The sequence below is a fragment of the Streptosporangium sp. NPDC023825 genome (assembly GCF_040639575.1).
In the GTDB taxonomy this organism is placed as follows: domain Bacteria; phylum Actinomycetota; class Actinomycetes; order Streptosporangiales; family Streptosporangiaceae; genus Streptosporangium.
Genome location: NZ_JBFAAE010000037.1, coordinates 1 through 20,381 on the forward strand (window position 1 = coordinate 1; position 20,381 = coordinate 20,381).

At 72.6% G+C, this 20,381-nt stretch carries 15 protein-coding genes; 8 read left to right on the top strand and 7 right to left on the bottom strand.

Annotated elements, in window-relative coordinates; all coding sequences use genetic code 11:
- Positions 1-121 precede the first annotated feature (121 nt).
- Positions 122-2,467: a VIT domain-containing protein gene (locus tag AB0G15_RS27495; protein ID WP_362845297.1), complete on the bottom strand. Its 2,346-nt coding sequence runs from the start codon at positions 2,465-2,467 to the stop codon at positions 122-124.
- Entirely contained in the window at positions 2,464-3,294 is an 831-nt protein-coding gene (locus AB0G15_RS27500; protein ID WP_362845299.1) for a MerR family transcriptional regulator, read from the bottom strand. Before AB0G15_RS27500 ends, AB0G15_RS27495 begins: the two co-directional genes overlap by 4 nt.
- A 124-nt stretch (positions 3,295-3,418) precedes the next feature.
- Between AB0G15_RS27500 and AB0G15_RS27505 the strand changes: the two genes are divergently transcribed.
- From AB0G15_RS27505 to AB0G15_RS27525, 5 genes are all read left to right on the top strand, one after another.
- Positions 3,419-3,886 carry a DNA starvation/stationary phase protection protein gene (locus tag AB0G15_RS27505; RefSeq protein WP_362845301.1) on the top strand — a complete coding sequence of 156 codons (468 nt, stop codon included), beginning with the start codon at positions 3,419-3,421 and terminating at the stop codon, positions 3,884-3,886.
- Positions 3,887-4,073: 187 nt separating this feature from the next.
- The gene (locus tag AB0G15_RS27510; RefSeq protein WP_362845303.1) at positions 4,074-6,512 is read left to right on the top strand and encodes a PEP/pyruvate-binding domain-containing protein; all 2,439 of its coding nucleotides are present in this window, start codon (positions 4,074-4,076) and stop codon (positions 6,510-6,512) included.
- 189 nt (positions 6,513-6,701) lie between these two features.
- On the top strand, positions 6,702-7,256 hold the full coding sequence (locus AB0G15_RS27515; RefSeq protein ID WP_362845305.1) for a YetF domain-containing protein: 555 nt from the start codon (positions 6,702-6,704) through the stop codon (positions 7,254-7,256).
- Positions 7,257-7,308: 52 nt separating this feature from the next.
- On the top strand, positions 7,309-8,031 hold the full coding sequence (locus tag AB0G15_RS27520) for a hypothetical protein (protein WP_362845307.1): 723 nt from the start codon (positions 7,309-7,311) through the stop codon (positions 8,029-8,031).
- A gap of 334 nt (positions 8,032-8,365) precedes the next feature.
- On the top strand, positions 8,366-8,890 hold the full coding sequence (locus AB0G15_RS27525) for a hypothetical protein (RefSeq protein ID WP_362845309.1): 525 nt from the start codon (positions 8,366-8,368) through the stop codon (positions 8,888-8,890).
- Between the two features lie 165 nt (positions 8,891-9,055).
- On the opposite strand, the gene AB0G15_RS27530 is transcribed toward AB0G15_RS27525, so the two are convergent.
- On the bottom strand, positions 9,056-10,201 hold the full coding sequence (locus tag AB0G15_RS27530; RefSeq protein ID WP_362845311.1) for a cation:proton antiporter: 1,146 nt from the start codon (positions 10,199-10,201) through the stop codon (positions 9,056-9,058).
- Positions 10,202-10,205: 4 nt separating this feature from the next.
- Positions 10,206-10,685, bottom strand: a complete 480-nt coding sequence (locus AB0G15_RS27535) for a cation:proton antiporter regulatory subunit (protein ID WP_362845313.1) — start codon at positions 10,683-10,685, stop codon at positions 10,206-10,208.
- A gap of 316 nt (positions 10,686-11,001) precedes the next feature.
- Here AB0G15_RS27535 and AB0G15_RS27540 point away from each other — a divergent pair, with 316 nt between their 5' ends.
- Positions 11,002-11,424, top strand: coding sequence for a nuclear transport factor 2 family protein (locus AB0G15_RS27540; protein WP_362845315.1), 423 nt, complete (start codon positions 11,002-11,004; stop codon positions 11,422-11,424).
- A 265-nt stretch (positions 11,425-11,689) separates the two neighbouring features.
- A complete protein-coding gene (locus AB0G15_RS27545) occupies positions 11,690-13,132 on the top strand; it encodes a hypothetical protein (RefSeq protein WP_362845317.1) in 1,443 nt (480 codons plus the stop codon).
- Between the two features lie 40 nt (positions 13,133-13,172).
- Here AB0G15_RS27545 and AB0G15_RS27550 read toward each other — a convergent pair whose 3' ends face one another.
- The gene (locus AB0G15_RS27550) at positions 13,173-16,535 is read right to left on the bottom strand and encodes a P-loop NTPase fold protein (RefSeq protein WP_362845319.1); all 3,363 of its coding nucleotides are present in this window, start codon (positions 16,533-16,535) and stop codon (positions 13,173-13,175) included.
- A 361-nt stretch (positions 16,536-16,896) separates the two neighbouring features.
- Here AB0G15_RS27550 and AB0G15_RS27555 point away from each other — a divergent pair, with 361 nt between their 5' ends.
- Entirely contained in the window at positions 16,897-17,889 is a 993-nt protein-coding gene (locus AB0G15_RS27555) for a hypothetical protein (RefSeq protein WP_362845321.1), read from the top strand.
- A 203-nt stretch (positions 17,890-18,092) separates the two neighbouring features.
- Here AB0G15_RS27555 and AB0G15_RS27560 read toward each other — a convergent pair whose 3' ends face one another.
- Together AB0G15_RS27560 and AB0G15_RS27565 are read right to left on the bottom strand one after the other, a co-directional pair.
- The gene (locus AB0G15_RS27560; RefSeq protein ID WP_362845323.1) at positions 18,093-19,175 is read right to left on the bottom strand and encodes an LLM class flavin-dependent oxidoreductase; all 1,083 of its coding nucleotides are present in this window, start codon (positions 19,173-19,175) and stop codon (positions 18,093-18,095) included.
- Positions 19,176-19,410: 235 nt separating this feature from the next.
- Positions 19,411-20,331, bottom strand: a complete 921-nt coding sequence (locus tag AB0G15_RS27565) for a bifunctional helix-turn-helix transcriptional regulator/GNAT family N-acetyltransferase (RefSeq protein WP_362845325.1) — start codon at positions 20,329-20,331, stop codon at positions 19,411-19,413.
- Between the last annotated feature and the right edge of the window lie 50 nt (positions 20,332-20,381).

A 20,381-nucleotide genomic window follows, 5' to 3' on the forward strand; every position in this document is an offset into this window, starting at 1 on the left:
GCCTTATGCGAGGTCATCCAACGCCAGGTGTCGGTCAGCACGCCGAGGGAGGCCGCCAGGGCGTCTCCGTGGTCGTGCGGCAGGGTGGCCGCCACGGCCTCCCGGGGCGGGATCGGGGAGGTCACCGCTTCCAGAACGGGCGTCGTTTTGCGGGGCCCGCCAGGGACTCCAGGACCTCCTCGGCCCGCTGCCACAGGGTGTCCACGTCCCCGCCGGCCCGCAGCTCCTCGGCCAGGGCCGCCAGCTCCGCGTGGCCGCCGAGGTAGACGGCCAGGGCCGCGAGGCGGCTGCCCAGGTCCTCCAGCAGGCGCAGCCGCTCGGCGGCGGGCAGGGACGCCGCGGCGCGCAGCCGCCTCAGCTCCTCGGCGAGCTGCTCCCTCGGCGGCTCCTGCGGCGTGCCCTGCCTCGGGGGAGCCCCGGCCGGCGCGGGACGCAGCATCCGGGTGTGGTCGTCGAAGCCTCCGGCCGCCGCGTCCTGCGGCAGGCCGCCGACGGCCGGGCTCGCCGCGAACCTCGGCATGGACCCGGGACGGGGCATCCCCGCAGGCGCCCCGGGAGCCGGCGGCGGGCTCGGCGCGGCGTTCTCGAAGGCCATCGAGGTCATCATCATCGGCGCGGCGGCGACCGGGCTCCCCCAGCCGCTGGGCGGCTCCACCGGCTGGATCACCCGATGCGCCGGGCCGCCCTCGGCGACCACCTGCGTGTCGACCGCGACGAAGGCGGTGAACCGGCAGAGCACCCCGTATTTGAGCGAGGTCTCGACGATCTCGGCCTCCAGGGACCGGTCACCGGCCGCGTAGCGGTCCTCCAGGGCCCGCAGCCGCGCCCGCGCCCAGATCGACCGTACGGCCGGATTGTCCACCGCCGACGCGCTGACCCTCCGCTCCCACGGCGAGCCGTCGGCGCCCAGGCCCCGTACGGTCAGCGCTCCGGCGGCCGTGCCGCGGTAGCGGCCCAGCACGGTGAGCGGGACGCCCGAGTAGATCGAGCCGATGTGGCTCACCGTCCCGGTGACCAGGTCGAGCCCGTCGGCCTTGAGGGACAGGTCGGTGACCAGGGGGGCGCCGATCCGGCGGTGGATGTGCTCCATCGCCTCGTCCAGCCGGTCCTCGGACTCGACCAGCTCGCACCTGCCCCCGCCGAGCCCGGCCAGCCTGCCCAGGAAGCCGGCGTTGACCGCCCTGTCGATGCCGACCGTGTGCACCCGCACCCCGGCGAGCGCGGCGCCGAGCCGCTCCAGGATCTGGTCCTCGTTGCCGACCTGCCCGTCGGTGACGAGCACCAGCACCCGGTCCCCGGCGGAGTCGGCGAGCAGCGCGGCGGCCCGCTCCAGCGGTGACAGCATCTCGGTGCCGCCGCGCGCCTCCAGCCTGGCCAGGTGCTCCACGGCCCGGTAGCGGTTGCGGTCGGACGCCTCGGACAGTCCCTCGCCGAGCCCCTCCGGGTACTCCACGACGGTGTCGAAGGAGAGCACCGCGAACCGGTCGCCCGAGGTGAGCGTGTCGACGATGCGGGCGGCGGCGCGCCGGGCGGCCACCATCTTCCAGCCGGTCATGCTGCCCGAGCGGTCGAGCACCAGCACCACGTCCTTGGCCCCGGCCTCGGCGGGCGCCGGTTCGGGGACGACGGTCAGCGTGAACGTGCCCTCGCCCTCGTCGTCCCCGTCCGGGGCGAGCGCGAGGGAGGTGGAGGTGTCGAAGGCCAGGCGCAGGATGAAGTCGCGGTCCAGCCGCTCACCCGGCTGGAGGCGGATCGTCGTGCCCTCCTCCCGGACCACGTGCAGGCTGGAGCGGACCTCGCGCAGTTCCAGGCCCGCCGGGTCGACCGAGACGGCCAGCGACAGGCGGACCGGGTTGGGGAAGCCGGGCAGCAGCACCGGCGGGGTGATCCGGGAGGCGTCGGGGACCGCGTCGGTGTCCGGGGCCCAGCCGTCGCCCGCGCGCTCGCCGTCCAGCGGGGTGCCCGGGACGTAGCGGGGGGCGACGACCAGCGGGAAGCGGAAGGTGGCCGCGCCGTCCTCGTACGGGAGGGGCTGGTTCAGCGTGAGGTGCACGGTGACCCGCTCGCCCGGCACGATGTTGCCGACCCTCATGGTGAAGACGTCCGGCCGGTCCTCCTCGGCGATCGCGGCCCGCTTGCCCTGGGAGATCGCCTGGTCGTAGTCGGCCCTGGCCTGGCCGCGCTCCTTGAGCACGCCCTCGATGACCCGGCCGTCGGCCTCCATCCTGAAGGCGGTCACGGCGGCCCGGTCGGGCAGCGGGAAGACGTACGTCGCCTCAAGGGCCACGTCGTGCGGGTTGCGGAAGCCCTGGACCACCTCGACCCCGGCACTCAGGCCGGACACGGCGGCGGTCACGTCCACGCTCTCCAGCGGCAGGTTGCCGCGCTCGGTGGCGAGCGCCCCCATCCCGGCGTCGGGGACGGGCAGGCACTCCTCCGGCGGCAGTGTGGTGATCGAAGTGGTCATGCGTGAATTCCTTCCGGAGGTGTGAGGCCGCGTTCGCGAAGGAGCGACAGGAGCCCCTCCGAGGCGGCGGCGATCTCGGCGAGGTCCTCGGGTGAGGGGGCGTGCCCGCCCGTGTCGAGCATCAGCGTCACGCCGTTCGCGAGCCGTACGCCGTGGACGATCACGGCTTGCGCGGCGGGCGTCGCCGGGACTTCCGGGGCGGGCGGCGCCGGGGGAGGGGGAGTTCCGCCGGGTGGGTTCTGAGCCGGCGGGACCGTGACGGGGGAGGGCGTGCCGGGGAAGGGCGTGCCGGACGGAACAGGGGGCGGCGGGGCTTCGCCGGAGGACGCCGGAGACGGCTTCGGCGGAGCGGAGCCGGTGACCGCCGAGGCTGCGGCCGCCGGGGAGGCGGGTGCCGGGGAGGCGGAAGGGCCGGCCCAGAAACGCGGGCGCGCCGCCCGGGGGGAGCCGGTCTCGGCCGGAGACGCGGGCGGGTGCCCGGGGACGGGTTCCGGCGCGTTTTCCGGTGTGTTTCCCGGCGAGGGCTCGGGGAGCCGGGCGATCGACTCCAGCGTCTGGTCGGTGGCCCCGGCCAGCTCGGCCTGGATCTCGGCGATGGTCCGGCCGTCGGACTGGCGCCGCTTGACGGCGACGATCTGGAGCAGGTGGCGCCTGCCGTACATGGCCACGCGGCCCCGGCGGGCAGACGGGGGGTCGAGGAGGCCGATCGTCGAATACCAGCGGATGAGGCGCTCGTTGGGCATGTCCCTGACCCGCCCGTTGAGCTGGGCGGTGGGGGTCAGCGCCGCGGACGCCCGCTCGGCCAGTTCACCGATGGTCCATTCCATGCCTCGATAGTGACACTGTAATTATGACAGTGTCAACATGATGGCTGGTATGGGGGAGCGGATAGATGGGTACGGACATTTCGTAGCAAAGGGGAAACTAAGCTCGAAACAGGGGGGACACTTCATGTCCGCGATCACCAGCCCACTCACGCCAGAAGACAAGAAGACCATTGCCGTCGTGCTCCAGGGGGCTCTCGTCGACCTGCTCGACCTTTCGCTCTTGACCAAGCAGGCCCACTGGAACGTGATCGGCCACAACTTCCGGTCGCTGCACCTGCAGCTCGACAAGATCGTCTCGTCGGCCCGGAAGCACGCGGACACCGTCGCCGAGCGCGCGGTGGCCCTCGGGTGCAACCCCGACGGCCGGGCCTCCACGCTCACGAGCACCAGCGAGGTGCCGCAGCTGGAGTCGGGCTACCTCAACGACGGCAAGGTCGTGGCCGCCATGACGGACATCCTCGGGTCCATCATCCGCCGGATGCGTGAGCGCATCGAGGCCGCCGAGCAGCCCGACCTGGTCACCCAGGACCTCCTCATCGAGATCACGCAGGACCTGGAGAAGCACCACTGGATGATCGAGGCCCAGCGCTAGATCGTCTTCCGAGGCGCCCCGGCCCGTGAGGGCCGGGGCGCCTTTCGCGTTCCCGGCGACTTCGCTCTCCGTGTCGACGCGCGGATGGCGCTCTGGAACCGGTTCACGGAGGAAGAGTGGGCGCCCATACTCCATTCCATGGAGACCTACGCGAAGGCCGCGAGGGGGATCACGAGGGGGATACGGGATGAAACTGATCCACCTATCGGAGATCGATCCCTCCATGACCGGACTGGTGGGCGGCAAGGCCGCCGGGCTGGGTGGGATGATCAAGGCGGATGAGCGCGTTCCTGACGGTTTCTGCCTGACCACCGAGGCCTACACGTCCCGTGATCTCCCGGAGGACGAGCTGGTCGACGCCTACGAACGGCTCGGCGGCGGGCGCGTGGCCGTCCGCTCCAGCGCCACCGCCGAGGACCTGCCGTACGCCAGCTTCGCCGGTCAGCAGGACACCTACCTCAACGTCGAGGGCGCCGGCCCGCTCATCGACGCGGTCCGCAGGTGCTGGGACTCCCTGTACACCGAACGCGCCGTGGCCTACCGCGCCGCGGCGGGCATCGACGAGGCCGCCATGGCCGTGGTGGTCCAGCGCATGATCGATCCCGTGGTCGCCGGTGTCCTGTTCACCGCCAACCCGATCACCGGCTGCCGCACCGAGACGGTCGTCGACGCCGCCCCCGGACTGGGGACCGCCATCGTCGACGGCACCGTCGTCCCCGACCACTACGTCCTCGGCCACCCACCGCCGGCCCTACCTGACAGCGGCGGGTGCCTCGGCGGGCGGCAGCTCGAAGAACTACGGGAGGCCGGGCGGCGGCTGCAGGAGCTCTTCGGCTCGCCGCAGGACATCGAGTGGGCGATCGATTCCGGCGGCACGCTGTGGCTGCTGCAGTCCCGGCCGATCACCACCCTGTTCCCCGCCCCGCCGGAGACCTGCGACATGCGGCTCTACCTCGAGTTCGGCCACATCCAGGGAATGCTCCGGCCGACCACCCCGATGGGGGTGTCGCTGCTCAAGACGGGCTCGGCCTTGTGGTTCAAGGCCGCGGGCGCCACGGTCGATCCGCGTGATCCGCTGCCCCGGCTGGTCCCCATCGGCGGGCGGCTCTACTTCGATCTGACCGATTTCATCCGCAACAGGTCCATGCGGAAGCGCCTGGGGGCATCTCTGCAGGTGTACGGGCCGCGGGTGCAGGGTGCCGTCGAGCGCGTCCTGGACGATCCGCGGTTCGCCCCGCGCGGCGGCATGCCGTTCCGCCTCCGCAGCGCCGTGAAGATCACGCTGCGGCTGGCACCCGGTGCGGTCTTCGGCCTCGCCCGTAGCCTGGCCGGGCCGGACGCCGCCCGGGCCAGGGCCTACCGCGCCGTGGAGGAGATCAAGCGCCTGACCGTGCCGCCGAGCGAACCGGCCACGTCGGCCGAGCGGCTCCGCTGGGTGGTCGAGGACTCCCACCGGGCGGTCATGAGCCCCGACATGATGGGGCTCGTGTGGCCGCTGACGGCCGGGATCCTCGCCGGCGTCGCGCCGTCCGCACTGCTCGAAGGTGTCGCCACCGCCGAAGAGCTGGACATCGTCCTGGGCGGGATGCCGCACAACGTGACCACGGAGATGGACCTCGCGCTCTGGCAGGTCGCGGTGAACGCGCGCGAGCACCGCGACCTGTTCCTCGCCACCCCGCCGGAGGAACTCGCCGCGAGGTACCACGCGGGGGAACTCCCCGACATCGGGATGGCCGGCTTCCTCGACAGGTACGGCATGCGCGCCGCCGCCGAGATCGACGTCGGCATGCTCCGCTGGGAGGAGGAGCCGGCCCCCCTGTTCGCCACGATCGCCAACTACCTCCGGGTGGACGCCCCCGAGCAGGCGCCAGACCGGCGGTTCGCACAGGCCGCGCGGCGGGCGGAGAAGACGATCGAGACGCTGTCGCGGCGGGCGCGGCGCAGCAGACCGGTACGCGCCCGGCCCGCGATCTTCCTCATGCGCCGGTCGCGCAAGCTCACCGGGCTCCGGGAGATCGCGAAGTTCGCCTGGTTGCAGGTGATCCGGGCGGCCCGCCGTCAGCTCCTGCTGATCGGAGGCGACCTGGCCCGTCGCGGCCTGCTGGAGCGCGCCGACGACATCATGTTCCTCGATCTGTCCGAGGCCCGCTCCGCCGTACACGACCGGGCCGACCACCGGGACCTGGTCGCGGCACGCCGCGCCGAGTACGAGCGGGAACTGCGGCGGCCCACCGTCCCGGGAGCCCTGCTGTCCGACGGGACCGACGTGGAGACACTCGCCCCGCCCGGGCCCGCGGAAGCCGGAGTGCTGGTCGGGATGGCGGGGGCCGCGGGCCGGGCGACCGGCAGGGCGCGGGTGATCCGCGATCCGGCCGGCGCGCACATCGAGCCGGGTGAGATCCTCGTGGCCCCCACGACGGATCCCGGCTGGACCCCGTTGTTCCTGACGACGGCGGGGCTGGTGACCGAGACCGGGTCGCCGATGGCGCACGGCCCCACCGTCGCCAGGGAGTACGGCATTCCGGCCGTCATCTGCGTCCGCAACGCCACGCACGAGATCAGGACAGGGCAGCTCATCACGATCGACGGGGCCGCGGGCACGGTTCGGGTGGAGGAGGACGGCTGAGGGCCCGGCCGTCCGGGCCGTCAGGCCTCGGAGGGCCATCGGACACGTACCGGCGTCCGCGCCACGTGACCGGGCCGCGCCGCCGAGGCCGGACAGGACGGGCACGGGCCGGGCCGTCACCGAGGTATAAGCCGTCCGCGCTGGGTGAATCCGGGGAGGACCACACGGCCGGCGGGGGAGGAGGCGGGCGTGGTATTCGACTCCTGGAGCGGGATCATCCGGACCGTCGTCGCCGCCGTGGTGGCGTACGCCGTGCTGGTGACGGTGCTGCGGCTGTCGGGCAAGCGCACCCTGGCGAAGATGAACGCCTTCGACCTGGTGGTCACCGTCGCGCTGGGCTCCACGCTGGCCACCGTGGTGCTCTCGTCCGATGTCGCCCTCGCCGAGGGCGGGCTCGCGCTGGCCCTGCTGGTGGCACTGCAGTTCGCCGTCGCCTGGCTGACGATCCGCTCGGCCCGGGTGCGGCGGATGATCAAGTCCGAACCGACCGTGGTGCTGCGCGACGGGCGGCTGCTGGAGCAACCGATGCGCCGCCAGCGCGTCACCGCCTCCGAGGTGCGCCAGGCGGTCCGTGCCAGCGGCTCCGGCGCGCTGGAGGACGTCGCCGCCGTCGTCCTGGAGACCGACGGCAGCTTCAGCATCATTTCCCGCCAGAAGCTCGGCGCAGGCAGCGCCCTGGCCGGCCTGGCCGGATTCGCCGGCCCGGATGCTCCCGCCGGTTCCGGGCACCGGCCGTCCCGATGACCTCTGTCCCGGCCGCGCCACCACCTCACGCCGGAGCGGGCCCGGCACCGGCATGAACCCCCGCGACGAGGAAACGGCCGGCGACCGCCAGACCTGGGCCGAGCGGCTGATCGACCGCCTCAACGGTCTCATGAGCGTCCTGTTCCTGCTGTTCCTGCTGTTCCTGCTGGTCGTGCTCGGGCAGAATCTCGCCCGCCAACCCGTGCTGGCCGATGTCCTCTTCGCGGCGGGCTGGCTGCTGTGGGCCGCGTTCGCCGCCGAATACGCGCTGAGGTTGTACGTGGCCCCGGCGCGGCTGCGGTTCCTGCGCCGCACCTGGTGGCAGTTGATCTTCCTACTCGTGCCGTTCCTGCGGTTCCTGCGGCTGCTGCGGCTGATCCGGCTCGCCCGGGCCGGCGGCGTGCTCGGCTCGGCCGTGCGCGGCGGCCATTCGGCCGGGCGCCTGCTGTCGGGCCGAATGACCTGGCTGGCCGCGCTCAGCGCCATCATGGCCCTGGCCTCCAGCCAGGTGCTGCACGAGTTCGCCGAATACGACGACTACGCCCTGGCGCTGCACGACGCCGTCATGGGCACCGTCACCGGTGAACCGCTCACCGTCAGGACCACGGCCCTGGCCGCCGTCGTCGAGGTGTTCCTGGCCGTCTACTCCGTGGTCGTCTTCGCCTCCGTCGCCGCCGCGATGGGCGCCTACTTCCTCAGCCGCCACCCCTCCGGTCCGCAGGACGGCGAACGTCCGGGCGACGAGCCCCCGGCCGACCAGACCACCCGTCCATGACGTGCTGGTATGTCCCCGCTTGACGAAACCGATCCGTTTCGCATGCGGTGATCCGACCGGCCGACGGGTACCGGCCCTTCACACGACATCCGCCACCGGAAGGAGCGCGCCATGCCGGTGCGCGAAATGGTCGACACCCGGCCCCGCCGGCATCGACCTGACCGCCGAGGCCGTCCAGGCGCCGATCGACCGCGTCCGGGCCCGCGCGAGCGGGGGATCGCGATCTGCCGACCCGGTCGAGGGGACGGCTCGGCACCCCTCCGGAGGACGCGAAAGCCCCTCAGCACCTTTCGGGCACGGCTGTTCGCCCGCACGCGGCGTAAGTAGAAGATCGTTGGTGAAGAACATGTGGAGCACGACCAGTACATTGTGCGCGGCCGTACTACTGCTGGCCGTATGCGCCTGTGGCGAGGAGGGCGACGCCGGATTCTCCACGGAGGAGTTCGCGCCGAACACGGGGGCCAACGAGATCGTCAACGACGTGTACGTGAGGAACGCCTTCATCGTCGGTGGTCCCGCGGGCGAGCCGCTGCCACCCGGGTCGGGTGTCCCCCTCTACGTGACGCTGGTGAACCAGCGAACCGAGCCGGACCGGCTCGTCTCCGTCAGCGCGTCGCCCACGTTCGAAGGTTTTCGCGTCCGCGGAGGCGGCCTGGACCTTCCGGTGCGTCAGCCGGTCGGCGGGGACGTGAACCCGCAGGCGTTACTGACCGGGTCGACCGGGGACCTGCGTAGCGGCACCTACCTTCCGGTGTCGTTCCGGTTCCAGGATGCCGGGACCGTACGGGTGCAGGTGCCCGTCCTGCCGCCCTCACAGTGGCGGGCCACGTACTCGCCCTGGCCGTCGCCCGGCTCGTGATGGAGGATGCCGGCCTCGATACCGGGAGCTTCGGCGACGGGCGCGGCTTCCGCCCGGCGGCTTGACGCCCGATATCGCGTGGTTTCACCCTCTTGTGGCGCCGACCTTCCCCACGAGTCACGTCCCCGCCCATGGGGGCCGGTGCGATCGACGCCGGCCGCCGTGTCACCGCACCCGTGCGGGGCGGGTACCGGTGAAGCGGGTGATGAGCGGTCCCGCGACCGCCAGGATGAAGACGTAGGCCGTCACCAGGGGTGCCAGGACGGGGTGCTGGGTCGCGGCCAGGCCGACGATGACGATGGAGAACTCGCCCCGGGCGATCAGGGCGGCCCCCGCGCGGGCCCGGCCGCGCCTTCCGACCTCGTCCCGGGAGGCGGCGTAGCGGCCGGTGACGACTTTGGTCGTGCCGGTGACCACGGCCAGCGCCAGGGCGGCGGGCAGCACCGGCGGCAGCTCGCCGATGTCCACGGACAGGCCGATGGCCACGAAGAACACCGCGGCGAACAGGTCGCGCAGCGGGGCGAGGACGGCACCGGCGCGTTCGGCCGTCTCACCGGTGACGGTGAGCCCGACCAGGAAGGCGCCCACCGCGGCCGAGGCGTGGATGTACTCCGCCAGCGCCGCCACCACCAGGGTGATGCCGAGCAGCCTGAGCATGAGCTGCTCGGCCTCCGGATGCGTCACCAGCCGGTTGACGTGGTGGCCCCACCGGTAGGAGGTGGCGAAGGCGGCCAGCACCGCGCCGAGCGCGACCAGCACGCCGATTACGGCCTGCCACCAGGTGCCGCCGGAGACCAGCACCGCCAGCACCGGCAGGTAGGCGGCCATCGCGAAGTCCTCCAGGACCAGCACCGACAGCACGGCCGGGGTCTCCCGGTTGCCCAGCCGGCGCAGGTCGCCCAGGAGCCGGGCGATGATCCCCGAAGAGGAGATGTACGTCGCACCGGCCAGCGCCAGGACGCTCACGCCGTCCAGGCCGAGCAGCCATCCGGCCACCGCGCCGGGCGCGGCGTTCAGCACCAGGTCGACCGCGGCGGAGGGCACGTGGCGGCGCAGGCTGACGGTGAACTCTCCGATGGAGAACTCCAGGCCGAGCACCAGGAGCAGCAGCACGATCCCGATGGACGCCCCCGCTCGCAGGAACCCTCCCGCCGCGGGTACGGGCAGGACGCTTTCCTCGCCCAGCGCCAGCCCCGTCAGCAGGTAGAGCGGCACCGGTGACAGGGTCAGGCGGCGCGCCATCGCGCCGAGGACACTGAGCGCGACCAGGATGAGGCCCAGCTCCAGCAGCAGGACGACGGAGACGTGCACCCGCTCAGGCCCGCAGGATGCGGGTCACGTCGGCGATACCCCTGTCGGTCCCGATCACCACCAGGACGTCACCGGCCCGCAGCACCTCCTGCGGGCTCGGCGAGGCGATCACCTCCTGCCCGCGGACGATCGCCACCACCGACACGCCGGTGCGGGTTCGAGCCCTGGTGTGCCCCAGCGGCCGGTCGGCGTAGGCGGAGCCGGCCGGGAGCTCGACCCTGCTCGAGTTCAATCCGGGCACCTCCCTGCTCAGGTCGGCGAACCGCTCGGCGATGCGCGGCGCTCCCAGGATCTGGGCCAGGGTCTCGGCCTCCTCCTCGTTCAGCCGGAACACCGGCCTGGCCTCGTCCTGGTCGTCGTCGCCGTAGACAACCACCTCGAAGTCACCCGTACGGCGTGCGACGACGCCGATCAGGTCCCCTTCGTGGTTGGTGAACTCGTACCGCAGCCCGACACCGGGCAGGAGCACCTCGTTGACGTCCATGTGCTCATCATCACGGTGGGCACCCCCGGCGCTCTGCGGGGACGGGTCCGTGTCGCGTCTGCGTCGCGCGGGAAGTGATCGTCCACCCCCGGGCCGAGTGAGAGGCGTTCGTCGGCGGCGTCAGGGAGGGCGAGTTCGACTTCCCTGCCCATTGGCTGTACCGGTTGACGATGAGGCACGCCCTCGGATGACGGCGTGGCGGTTCGGGGTGATGGGACGCGGTCGAGTTTGGCGCTTTCCGATCCCCGCCTCTGCGGGTCCCGTCATACCTCGGTGGTAATCGACGGGCGGCGCCCGGAACCTGGATGCTTGCGGCATGAGTGATGAAACCCGTGACGTTGTGGAAGAGCTGCTGCGCCGGATGGCCGAGGGCGATCACGACCGTACGGCGGAGTTGTTCGCCGAGCCGGTCGACTGGCGGCTCGCCTGGCCCGCCGAGGGGCATCCGGCGGTGCCGTGGATTCGCCCCCGGTCCGGCCGGACCGATGTGGCGGACCACTTCCGATCGCTGGAGGCCCACCACGTGCCCGAACTGAACGGCACGTCGGTGGCGCGGATCCTGGTCGACGGGGCGCACGCCGTCGTGCTCGGGGAGATCGCGCAGACGGTGCGGGACGGCGGGGCCTCGTACACCTCACCGTTCGCGCTGCACCTCACCGTCGAGGACGGGCTCGTCACCCGCTTCCACATCTACGAGGACAGCCTCACGGTCGCGCGGGCCCTCAGCGCTCAAATGTGATCGCGAAGGGCCCCTTCCGTCGCGGTGCCGGGGAAAGGGCCCACGCTGCCCGTCAGGCATCGCCCTCTTCCGAGATCCGTGGTTTTCCGGAGATTCGCCCTCCGGGTGACGCCCGGAACCGGATCCGCGCCCGGCCGCCCGGGGCGAGACTCCCGACGGCCGGACGAGGAGCCGAACAAGGGCGTCGACACCGCGCCGCACGCTGTTTTGACGGAACTCTCATGTAAAAAATTTGCCCGGCATTCCGCCTATAGGCTTCTGTTTCGTGCCGAAACGATCATCGATTCTCTGGGGAGCGGCGATTCTGGCCGCCCTGGTTCCCCGTATCCATTCCTGGATCAGGACGATGGTGCCCGGCACGGGGGGCGGCGGGGGTGGCGTCTGGTTCTCGTCCAGTCTCTGCGAGGGTCGCCGGATCGGCTCATGGCTGAACGAACTGCTTGATCCGGTCTGGGACCTCCCGCTCCTGTGGTTCGGATCCGTGCCGCTGATCGTCCTCGCCTGGGGGAGCCGGTTCCTGAGCGGGCGGGCCGGGCGTCCCTGGATCGGCCAGGTCCTGGGACGCCTCGCCGCCCTGGTGATGATCGTTCGCTATCTCCCGTCCCTGCTGCTGCTCGTGATCGACATATCCGCCGATCCCGGGTGCGGGGTCATCTGGGGACCGGGGCTGACGAACTGGGGTGTCACGAGGGATCTCTGCGGCCTGGTCGCCGCGATCCTGGTGCTCCTCGCGGTCCGTACCCCCCGCACTCCGAGAGGCGGCCTCACCCGTACGGCGATCGCGGTGCCGCTGGTGATCGTGGTGCTCCTCGGCGCGGTGGGCGACGCCGCGCGGGGGAAGGTGAGCGACGGGTCCGCGCTCGACTGCGCCGGATTCGGCGACGGCACCGTCTCGGGGCTGGACGAGAGCGAGAAGGAGTTCCTGTGCCGGGTCCGGGACGACTACAGGTGGGGCATACCGGAGCTCGAGGACATGCCCGACCGTGATCTTCTCGCGTACGGCCGCGGGCTGTGCGACCTGGCGGTGCGCCTCGGAGGAGGCGACGTCGACGCGCCCGCCGTGGCGGAGGCGATCGGTGAGCTGCACAGCCACTCGCTGGCCGGAGCGCTGAGTCTGCTGTGTCCCAGGGTGGCCCAGGTGCAGAGGGAGAAGGGGCGGCGGGCGCGGGAGGAGAGCGACGCCTACTTCGCGGCGGGGGAGAGGGGGTGCGCCGCCCATCCCCGGCACCGGCCGAGGATCACACCGGTACGGCAGGTCCGCGAGACCATGTGGACGGAGTTCTGGGAGATCCACGCCTGGGACGAGGGGAACGAGGGCGACGAGGCCGACGACCGGGTGGCCGACCTGGTGGGCAGCGGACCCGGTGCGCTGAGCATCTGGGCGGCGGACGAGATCGGCCACGCGTGTGTGACGGGGGAGTCCTACCGGCGCCGCCCGCCGGTGGAGACACGGGGCTGGGAGCAGGTCGTCGAGGTCGGTTACCGGAGTGGCGACGGGATCCTGTCCATCGTCGACGGTCAGGGCCGGCGACTTCCCGACCTCGCGGCCGGAGGGCCGGGAAGCTACCGGGTCCGGGTCCACGTCCGGGGGCGCGAGGCCGTACGGGAGAACGCCGACGTTCCCGGCGGCACCGTCCAACTGCTGATCATGGTGTTCTCCGGAAAGGAGAGGGAGCCCAGGATCTACCGCGACTCCCTGTCGTCCTGAGCTCAGAGAAGACACCTGGGCTCAGAGAAGATCCCTGGGCTCAGAGGAGATAGCGGGCCAGGTCGGCGATGGGGTGCGGTCCGGAGAGCAGGTCGCGCAGGGTGTCCAGGTGGGTGCCGCCCGAGGTGTGGTGGGCGACGAGGCCGGTGTCGTGGACGGCCCGCTCCCAGCTCCCGTCGTCGTTCGCGGCCTCCTCCAGTCGCCGCAGCACACTCGCCCCGTCCGTCTCCCCGGCCAGCAGCGTCAGCAGGTGCGGCCACTGGACGGCGAGCGCCGCGAGCTTGGCGACCTCGCCGTCCGAGGCGGGGGCCGCACCGGCGAGGGCGCGGCGGTAGGTCAGGAACGAGTAGAAGCGGAACACGTTCACGTACCGCTTGATCTCGCGCGGGTTGAAGAACGTCAGGGCCGGGAGCACGAACTCGATCGCCCGGTAGGCGTTCTCGTCGCTGTAGAGGTCGTCGAAGACCCGGTCGGCGGCCTCCCGGGTCGCCGCGCAGAGCCCGCCGACGGCGTCGGAGCACTCGATGCCCAGGGCGTCCTGCGCCAGCCGCGCCGCCTCGTCGAGGGTCGTCGTGGTCGGGCGCAGCGCCCAGATGGCGTCCTGCAACCGGCTCACCTGGACCGGGTCCGGCGGTTCCGCCGCCCGCGATCCGGGGTCGGGGGTCTCCGCCGGCGTTCGCGGCCCGAATCCCTGCAGTTCCATCGTCGCCCGCAGCCCGAGTCCCGGTATTTCCAGCGGGGTTCGCAACCTGGGCACCGATGCCCGCAGTCCCGGCACGGCCGCTCCCGGTGGCGTGGTGGTGCCGGGCGAGCCCGGTGTGACCGCGCCGAGGGGGGAGGGCCGTGCGGGAGGCAGGGGACCGCGCGAACGCGGCCCGGCCGGATCCGGCGGCGGGTCGAGCCGTTCCAGGGCGGCTGGGGGACCCGCCGGACGCGGTCCGGCCGGATTCGGTGTCCGTGCGGTGTCCGGGTCCCGCGGCCACGCGGTACCCGTGCCCGCGGGAGCGGCGGGAACGGTGGCAGGACCGGCGTGCGCGCCGGGATCGTCCGGGGGGACGGTCGCGGGCCGCGCCAGGTCGGACACGCCCAGCAGGGCCCGTACGAAGGCGGGCAGCCGGTCGGCGTCGTCCAGCAGCGGCACGCTCAGCGGGAGCTGCACGATCTTCTCCAGGAACCGCCAGCCCAGGCCGGACCGCCCGCCGCCCGGCAGCGTCCCGGCCAGCTCCGGGTAGGCCGCCTCGACGTGCGCCACGACCACCTCCGGTTCCATGGCCAGCACGAACACGCAGTTGGGGAACTCCCCGGCGAGGAAGAGGTTGATCGCCTCGATGACCTGCGCCACCGTTCCCGGCGAGCAGCGGTCCAGGTCGTCCACGAACACCACCAGCGGGCGCTCCCCGGTGGCGACGAGGTCGAGGACCTGCCGCATGTCGGTCTGCACCAGGTGCAGGAAGCCGGTCCTGGAACGGTACCCGGGGGCGGTCGCGACCTCGTTGACGAACCCGTCGGCCGCGCCGGGGCCGAGCAGGTCGGGCTGGGTGACCAGGCCGCGGAACGCGTTGTCCGCCGACTCGCCGAAGAACCGCGCCAGCCGTACGGCGCCCGCCCCCACCACCAGTGCCGACCCGGCGGAGCCGACGGCCGCGGCGGCGTTCCCCAGGAAGGCGCCGAGTGCGGGCAGCAGCGCGGCGGCGGCCAGGAGCGCCCCGGTGAGGACGACGGTGGCGACCAGGCCGAGGGCCACCGGCGCCAGGCGGGTCATCGCCAGGTGGTAGGCGCGCCTGCGGACCGCCTCCCGGTCGATCCTGGACAGGTTCAGCTCCAGCCAGAACCGTTCCCGCTCGGCGCGGGGCAGCCGCCGGGTGACCTGGGTGATGATCTCGTGGGCCAGCCCGGCCCAGACCTGCTCGCCGCTCTGGTACATCCACGGGTTGAACCAGACCGTGGGCCGCCAGTCCGCCCGCCGCAGCGGGAGCGGGCCCGGCTCGGCCCGCCCGGCGCTCTCCCGGGGACGCCGTCCCGTCCTGGCGAGCACCTCGGCGTTGGTCAGCGTCCGCTCCGCGCGGGAGCCGGGCAGGTGGATCGGGGCGGGGTCGTCCCCGGCGGCCCCGGGGTCCAGCAGGTCCTGGATCATCCGCATCAGCGAGGTCTTGCCCGCGCCCCAGGGGCCCTTGACGCCGATCGTGAGCGGGGGCCGGGTCTCGGGGTGGCGGACGAACGCGGCGATGGCCTCGGCGTAGACCCGGTGCCCGAGCTGGTCCTCGGTGGTCCACCGGTCGGCGGTGAGCCTGGCCCTGGGCCGTACCGTCCGCGACCCGGCCCGGCGGCGGCGCAGCAGCGCCGAGGTCTGCGCCCGCTCGGCCGCCGACAGCCGCGAGTGGCCGAAGGTCCGCACGTCCGGGTGGACGAACGTGGTCGTCTCGCCCAGCAGGCCCCACTGCCTCAGCTCGGCGGCGTCGCCGAGGATCTCGTCGATCGGCTCGTCCTCGTCGAGGAGGGCCGCCCTGCGCAGGATCTCCCTGGCGGGCTCGCTCAGGTGGAGCTCGTAGACCCGCCGGACGATCTCGACCCCGCAGGCGGGCGGGGCGTGGTCGCCGAGCCGCGCCAGGACGCGGGCGAAGGCGGCGTGCGGCACGGCGGCGGTGTCCCTCGCCGGTGTGATGGCGACCCCCGCGACGGCCCCGTACGAGATCAGGATGGGCGTGCGGGCGGCCGAGACCGCCGCGTAGCGGGCGAGCGCGTAGGCGTGCAGGTCCCCGACGCTGATCGTCCCGTCCCCGTCGAGGTCGGCGGCCCGCGTCGTGAGGCCCTCCGCGATGACGTCGGTCAGCGTGCGCACCGGGCCGGGTACCGTCTCGTCGAGCCTCAGCGTGAGGGTGAGGGCCGCCGCGGCCACCCTCGGCTCCCCGGCCACGGCGAGCTGCCTGACCGGTTCGGCGGAGCCGTCCAGGGCGCTCCAGCCGAAGTCGACGATCATCAGCACGGCGGCCGCCAGCGACTCGCCGACCTGCCGCCCGAACGCGCCGATCATCGATCCCAGCTGTCCCGAGGTCCAGCCGCCGTCGGCGGGCAGCCGGATCACCAGCAGGTCGCCCTCCCGCGCCGAGCGCAGCAGGTTCCACACGCGCTCGCCGTCCGCGCCCGCCCCCTCGCTGGTCCCGGCGTCGACGGTGAACCCCTCGGCGCGCAGCGCGCTCGCCAGCCGCGCGTCCGGCGGGGCGGTGTGCGGCCCGGTGGCGGGGGCGCCCGCGTCCGGCGGGGGCGGGGACGAGGACGAGGACGGGACAGGTGACGGTGGCGGGGTCGCGGCCGTGAGGGAGTCGAGGAAGACGAGAGCTCGGCGGGTGCCCACGTGGGGCGTGGTCTCGAAAACTGGATTCGCGAACGCGAGTCCCTCGCTCAACGGTCCTCCCGATCTGACGGCGGTCATCCCACTGTGGACGCGTCGGACGGGACAGATGGCGATCTTGGCGATAGGTCGACCTGTTTTGACGGATGTTTGCTCGCCGGTTTCCGCAAAGTTTGCGGCGGTGAGCCGGGGCGGCGTCACCTGCGGCGGTGTGGAACCTCGGCCTCCCGCGTCGGCCTGTCACCGGCGCAGGCGGGCGACCTGCTCCGGCTGCTGAACCCGCGTCCCGCGGGACCGCGCCGAGGCTTGTCGCCGTGTCATGGGTTGAGTGAATTCTCAGTGTCCCTCAGCGAGGTCACAGGTCCGGCGTAGCAGGCTTCACCGGGTCATCGTGTCACGGGGTTGAGGAGTCTGGATGAGAGGCGAGGGGTTGGGCGAACGGCGCAGGTGGCCGTGCGTCGCCGCGGTGTGGAGCTCGCTCTACGGTGCGGCCCACGTGTGGTGGCTGGCAGACCCGGGGTCGCCGCTGGCTCCCCCGGAGGAGGCGTTCTCGCCTGGCCGGTGGGTGGCGGTGACGCTCGCCTTCACGGCCACGGCGGTGTGCTCGGTGATCGCCGCCGGGATCGGACACCACTGGGCGGCGCCTGTGCGGTGGATGCTGGTGGCGCTGGCGTGGGTGATCGGGGCCGGGCTGATCGTTTATTCGTACATGCTCGCCATCAGCCTCGCCACCATGCTGTTCGGCCAGGTCGACGACTGGGGGAGCCTGTTGACCCGCGCGGCCGGGGCGACGGCGGGCGCGCTGACGCTGGCGTGTGCCGTCGCCGAGCAGCGCAGGGTGAGGCGGGCCTGCTCTCACTGCGCCCGAGTCCACGGCCGTTCGCCGGAGCGGCGCACCGATCCCACACCGCGGTGGGCCTACCTCGCCGCCTACGTCGCGATCGCCGGTTGCGCAGCTCGTGTGATCGTGCTGGTAGTCGACTCCATCACGACGCACAAGCCGCTGCCGTTCGCGCTCGGTGCGCCCTTCGGGATCTTCGTCGCCCTGCTGATCCTGGCCGGCACCCTTCTGCCGCTGGCATTGGTCCACCGGTTCGGCAGGATCTGGCCGCGTTGGGTGGTCCCGCTGGCGGGACGTGACGTGCCGCGATGGCTCGTGCTCGGGCCCGCCTTGTTCGTCGGCGCGGGCTTGGCCGGCTACTTCGGCGTGGCCGGGATGACGGCATGGCTCCTCGGCAAGGGCAACCTGGCTCAAGCCCCGGTCTGGAAGGTGTCGATGGAAATGTTCGGCTATACGTCGTGGGGCTTGGGCCTGCTCGCCGCCTCTATGTCCTACTACGGTTTGACCAGGCCGGACTGTCCCTCTCATGGGTTCGCCGTCCCGCGCGCCCTGAGAACATCTTCATGATCGGATCAACGATCGATCACCGAACGAGACACGGTCTCGGGGCCCGTCGGAGTCCGGTTCCCATGAAGGACCGGCGGCGTAGCGGTTCATGAGAAGCGTCGCCTCCCGAAGTCGGCGCGTGTGCTGACGGCGGCGCGGGACGAGTCCGGGTCGGGTCCGGCGCCGGGGACGTTCACGTGGCGGGGACGGAGAGGGGAGAACGCTCACGCGACGAGCGCGGGAGCGGCCAGCCGGGGGAGGACGAAGTCGCCCACCCGCCAGGCCTCCTCCAGGTGCGGCCAGCCGGACAGGACGAACTCCGACAGGCCGAGCTCGGAGTATTCGCGGATGCGCTCGGCGACCTCCGCGTAGCTGCCGACCAGCGCGGTGCCGGCACCCTCCCTGACCAGCCCGACCCCAGCCCAGAGGTTGGGTGAGATCTCCAGCGCGTCCGCGGAACCTCCGTGGAGGCCGGCCATGCGGCGCTGCCCCACGGAGTCCATCCGGGCGAACCGCGCCTGGGCGGCGGCGATCCTGTCCGGGTCCATGCCGTCGAGCAGGCGCCGGGCGTGCGCCCAGGCCTCCTCGGAGGTGTCGCGGGCGATGACGTGCAGCCGGATGCCGAACCGCGGCTCGCGGCCCGCCTCGGCGGCGAGCGTACGCATCCTGGCGACCCGTTCGGCGATCATCGCCGGGGGCTCGCCCCACATCAGGTAGACGTCGGCTCCGGCGGCGGCCACCCGCTCCGCGGCGGGGGAGGCCCCGCCGAAGTAGATGTCGGGGGTGTCGAGGAGCGGAGTGGCGAGCCCTCCCCCCGACACCCGGTAGTGGGCGCCCAGGTGGTCGAACGGCTCGCCCGCCCAGGTGCGCCTGAGCACCTCGATGAACTCGCCGGTGCGCTCGTAGCGGGCGTCGTGGTCGAGGAAGTCGCCGTAGGCGCGCTGCTCCCCGGGGTCGCCGCCGGTGACCACGTTGAGCAGGAGCCGCCCTCCGCTGATCTCCTGGAGGGTCTGCGCCTGCTGGGCGAGCAGCGTGGGAAGGGTGAAGCCGGGCCGGAAGGCCACCAGCAGCTTGAGCCGCTCGGTCCGTGCCGCGACGGCGCTGCACGCCACCAGCGGGTCGGGGCAGCCCGCTCCGACCGGGGTCAGCGCCGCCTCGAAACCGGCCGCCTCGGCGGCGCGGGCCACCTGGGACAGGTAGTCGAGCGTCGCGGGCCTGGCCGCGGCGCCTCCCGCCGCGACGGTGGTCGTGGCGGGCCTGACGTGATGGCCGTCGCCGGTGGTGGGCAGGAACCAGTGCAAGCGCATCTTCGCCTCACAGGGCTCATACGGAACGGGTGGTGTCCCTGATATTAACCACATAATACCTATCTATAAAGAGGGAATTAGGGTGAGGCCGGGGACGGCCCCTGAACAGGGATCCCGGGCCCGGGTCCGGCCGGCGGGCCCGGGCCGGCGCCTTCGTCCCCTTCCCCGGCGGGTCCGGCGAGGTCGTGGCGGGCCGGTGGGTTCGTGGCGCGGGCCCGCCGCCGGGGAGGCGGTCTCAGAGGTCGCGGGCCCAGATCTCCTCGACGAAGTCCCCGCCGCCCGGCCCGCCCCCGCCCCGCTCCTTCTCGACCAGCTCGAAGCCCGCCGCCTGGTAGATGCGCCTGGCGCCCACCAGCACGTCCCTGGTCCACAGCACCATCCGCCGGTAGCCGGCCGCCCTGGCGAAGCGCACGCACTCGTCCACGAGCCGGGTGCCGATCCCCATGCCGCGTACGGACGGCTCGACCAGCAGCATCCGCAGCTGCGCGGTCTCGTCGTCCTTGCGCACGCAGAAGACGCATCCGGCGCGCTCGCCGTCCACCTCGGCGATCCAGGCCGCCTCGCGCCGGGGGTCGTGGCCGTCCACGTAGTCGGCCACGACCCTGGCCACCAACGCCTCGAAGTCCATCCCCCAGCCCCGCTCCTGGCTGTAGAGCGTGCCGTGCCGGTAGACCACCCAGCCGAGGTCGCCGGAGCGCGGCGGGCGGATGACGTACGGCCGCTCCGCCTTCGGTGTCCGGCCGAAGATCTCTTTGATCGTCGCCATGCTCGCGACCAGCCGGTCGCCGTCCTCGTCGGTCACCCCTGCCATCAGGTCGCGTACCTCCTCCGCCGCGCGCTCGTCGAAGCCCGCGAACCTGGTCCTGCCCTCGGCGGTCAGCTCGACCACCTGCCGCCGCGCGTCGGCGGCGGACCGCTCGCGCACCACCAGGCCGTCGCCCTCGAACCTGCCGAGCATCCGGCTGAGGTATCCGGCGTCGACCCCGAGCAGCCGCCGCAGGTCGCTCACCTCCATCCGGCCCGCCCGGTCCAGCTCGAACAGCACCCTCATCTCGGTCAGCGAGTAGGGGCTGTCCAGGAGGCCCTGATGAAGCAGGCCGATCAGCCTCGTGTAGAAGCGGTTGAAGGCGCGGACGTCCGCCACGTGTCTCTCCATGCTTGACAGAATCAACCAATTCGTTGACGGAGTCAATGAATTGGCCGACG

Coding starts and splice junctions, on each gene's coding strand:
- AB0G15_RS27505 (WP_362845301.1), top strand. CDS start 3,419: ATGTCCGCGATCACCAGCCCACTCACGCCAGAAGACAAGAAGACCATT.
- AB0G15_RS27535 (WP_362845313.1), bottom strand. CDS start 10,685: ATGGACGTCAACGAGGTGCTCCTGCCCGGTGTCGGGCTGCGGTACGAG.
- AB0G15_RS27510 (WP_362845303.1), top strand. CDS start 4,074: ATGAAACTGATCCACCTATCGGAGATCGATCCCTCCATGACCGGACTG.
- AB0G15_RS27495 (WP_362845297.1), bottom strand. CDS start 2,467: ATGACCACTTCGATCACCACACTGCCGCCGGAGGAGTGCCTGCCCGTC.
- AB0G15_RS27555 (WP_362845321.1), top strand. CDS start 16,897: ATGAGAGGCGAGGGGTTGGGCGAACGGCGCAGGTGGCCGTGCGTCGCC.
- AB0G15_RS27500 (WP_362845299.1), bottom strand. CDS start 3,294: ATGGAATGGACCATCGGTGAACTGGCCGAGCGGGCGTCCGCGGCGCTG.
- AB0G15_RS27540 (WP_362845315.1), top strand. CDS start 11,002: ATGAGTGATGAAACCCGTGACGTTGTGGAAGAGCTGCTGCGCCGGATG.
- AB0G15_RS27565 (WP_362845325.1), bottom strand. CDS start 20,331: ATGGAGAGACACGTGGCGGACGTCCGCGCCTTCAACCGCTTCTACACG.
- AB0G15_RS27520 (WP_362845307.1), top strand. CDS start 7,309: ATGAACCCCCGCGACGAGGAAACGGCCGGCGACCGCCAGACCTGGGCC.
- AB0G15_RS27560 (WP_362845323.1), bottom strand. CDS start 19,175: ATGCGCTTGCACTGGTTCCTGCCCACCACCGGCGACGGCCATCACGTC.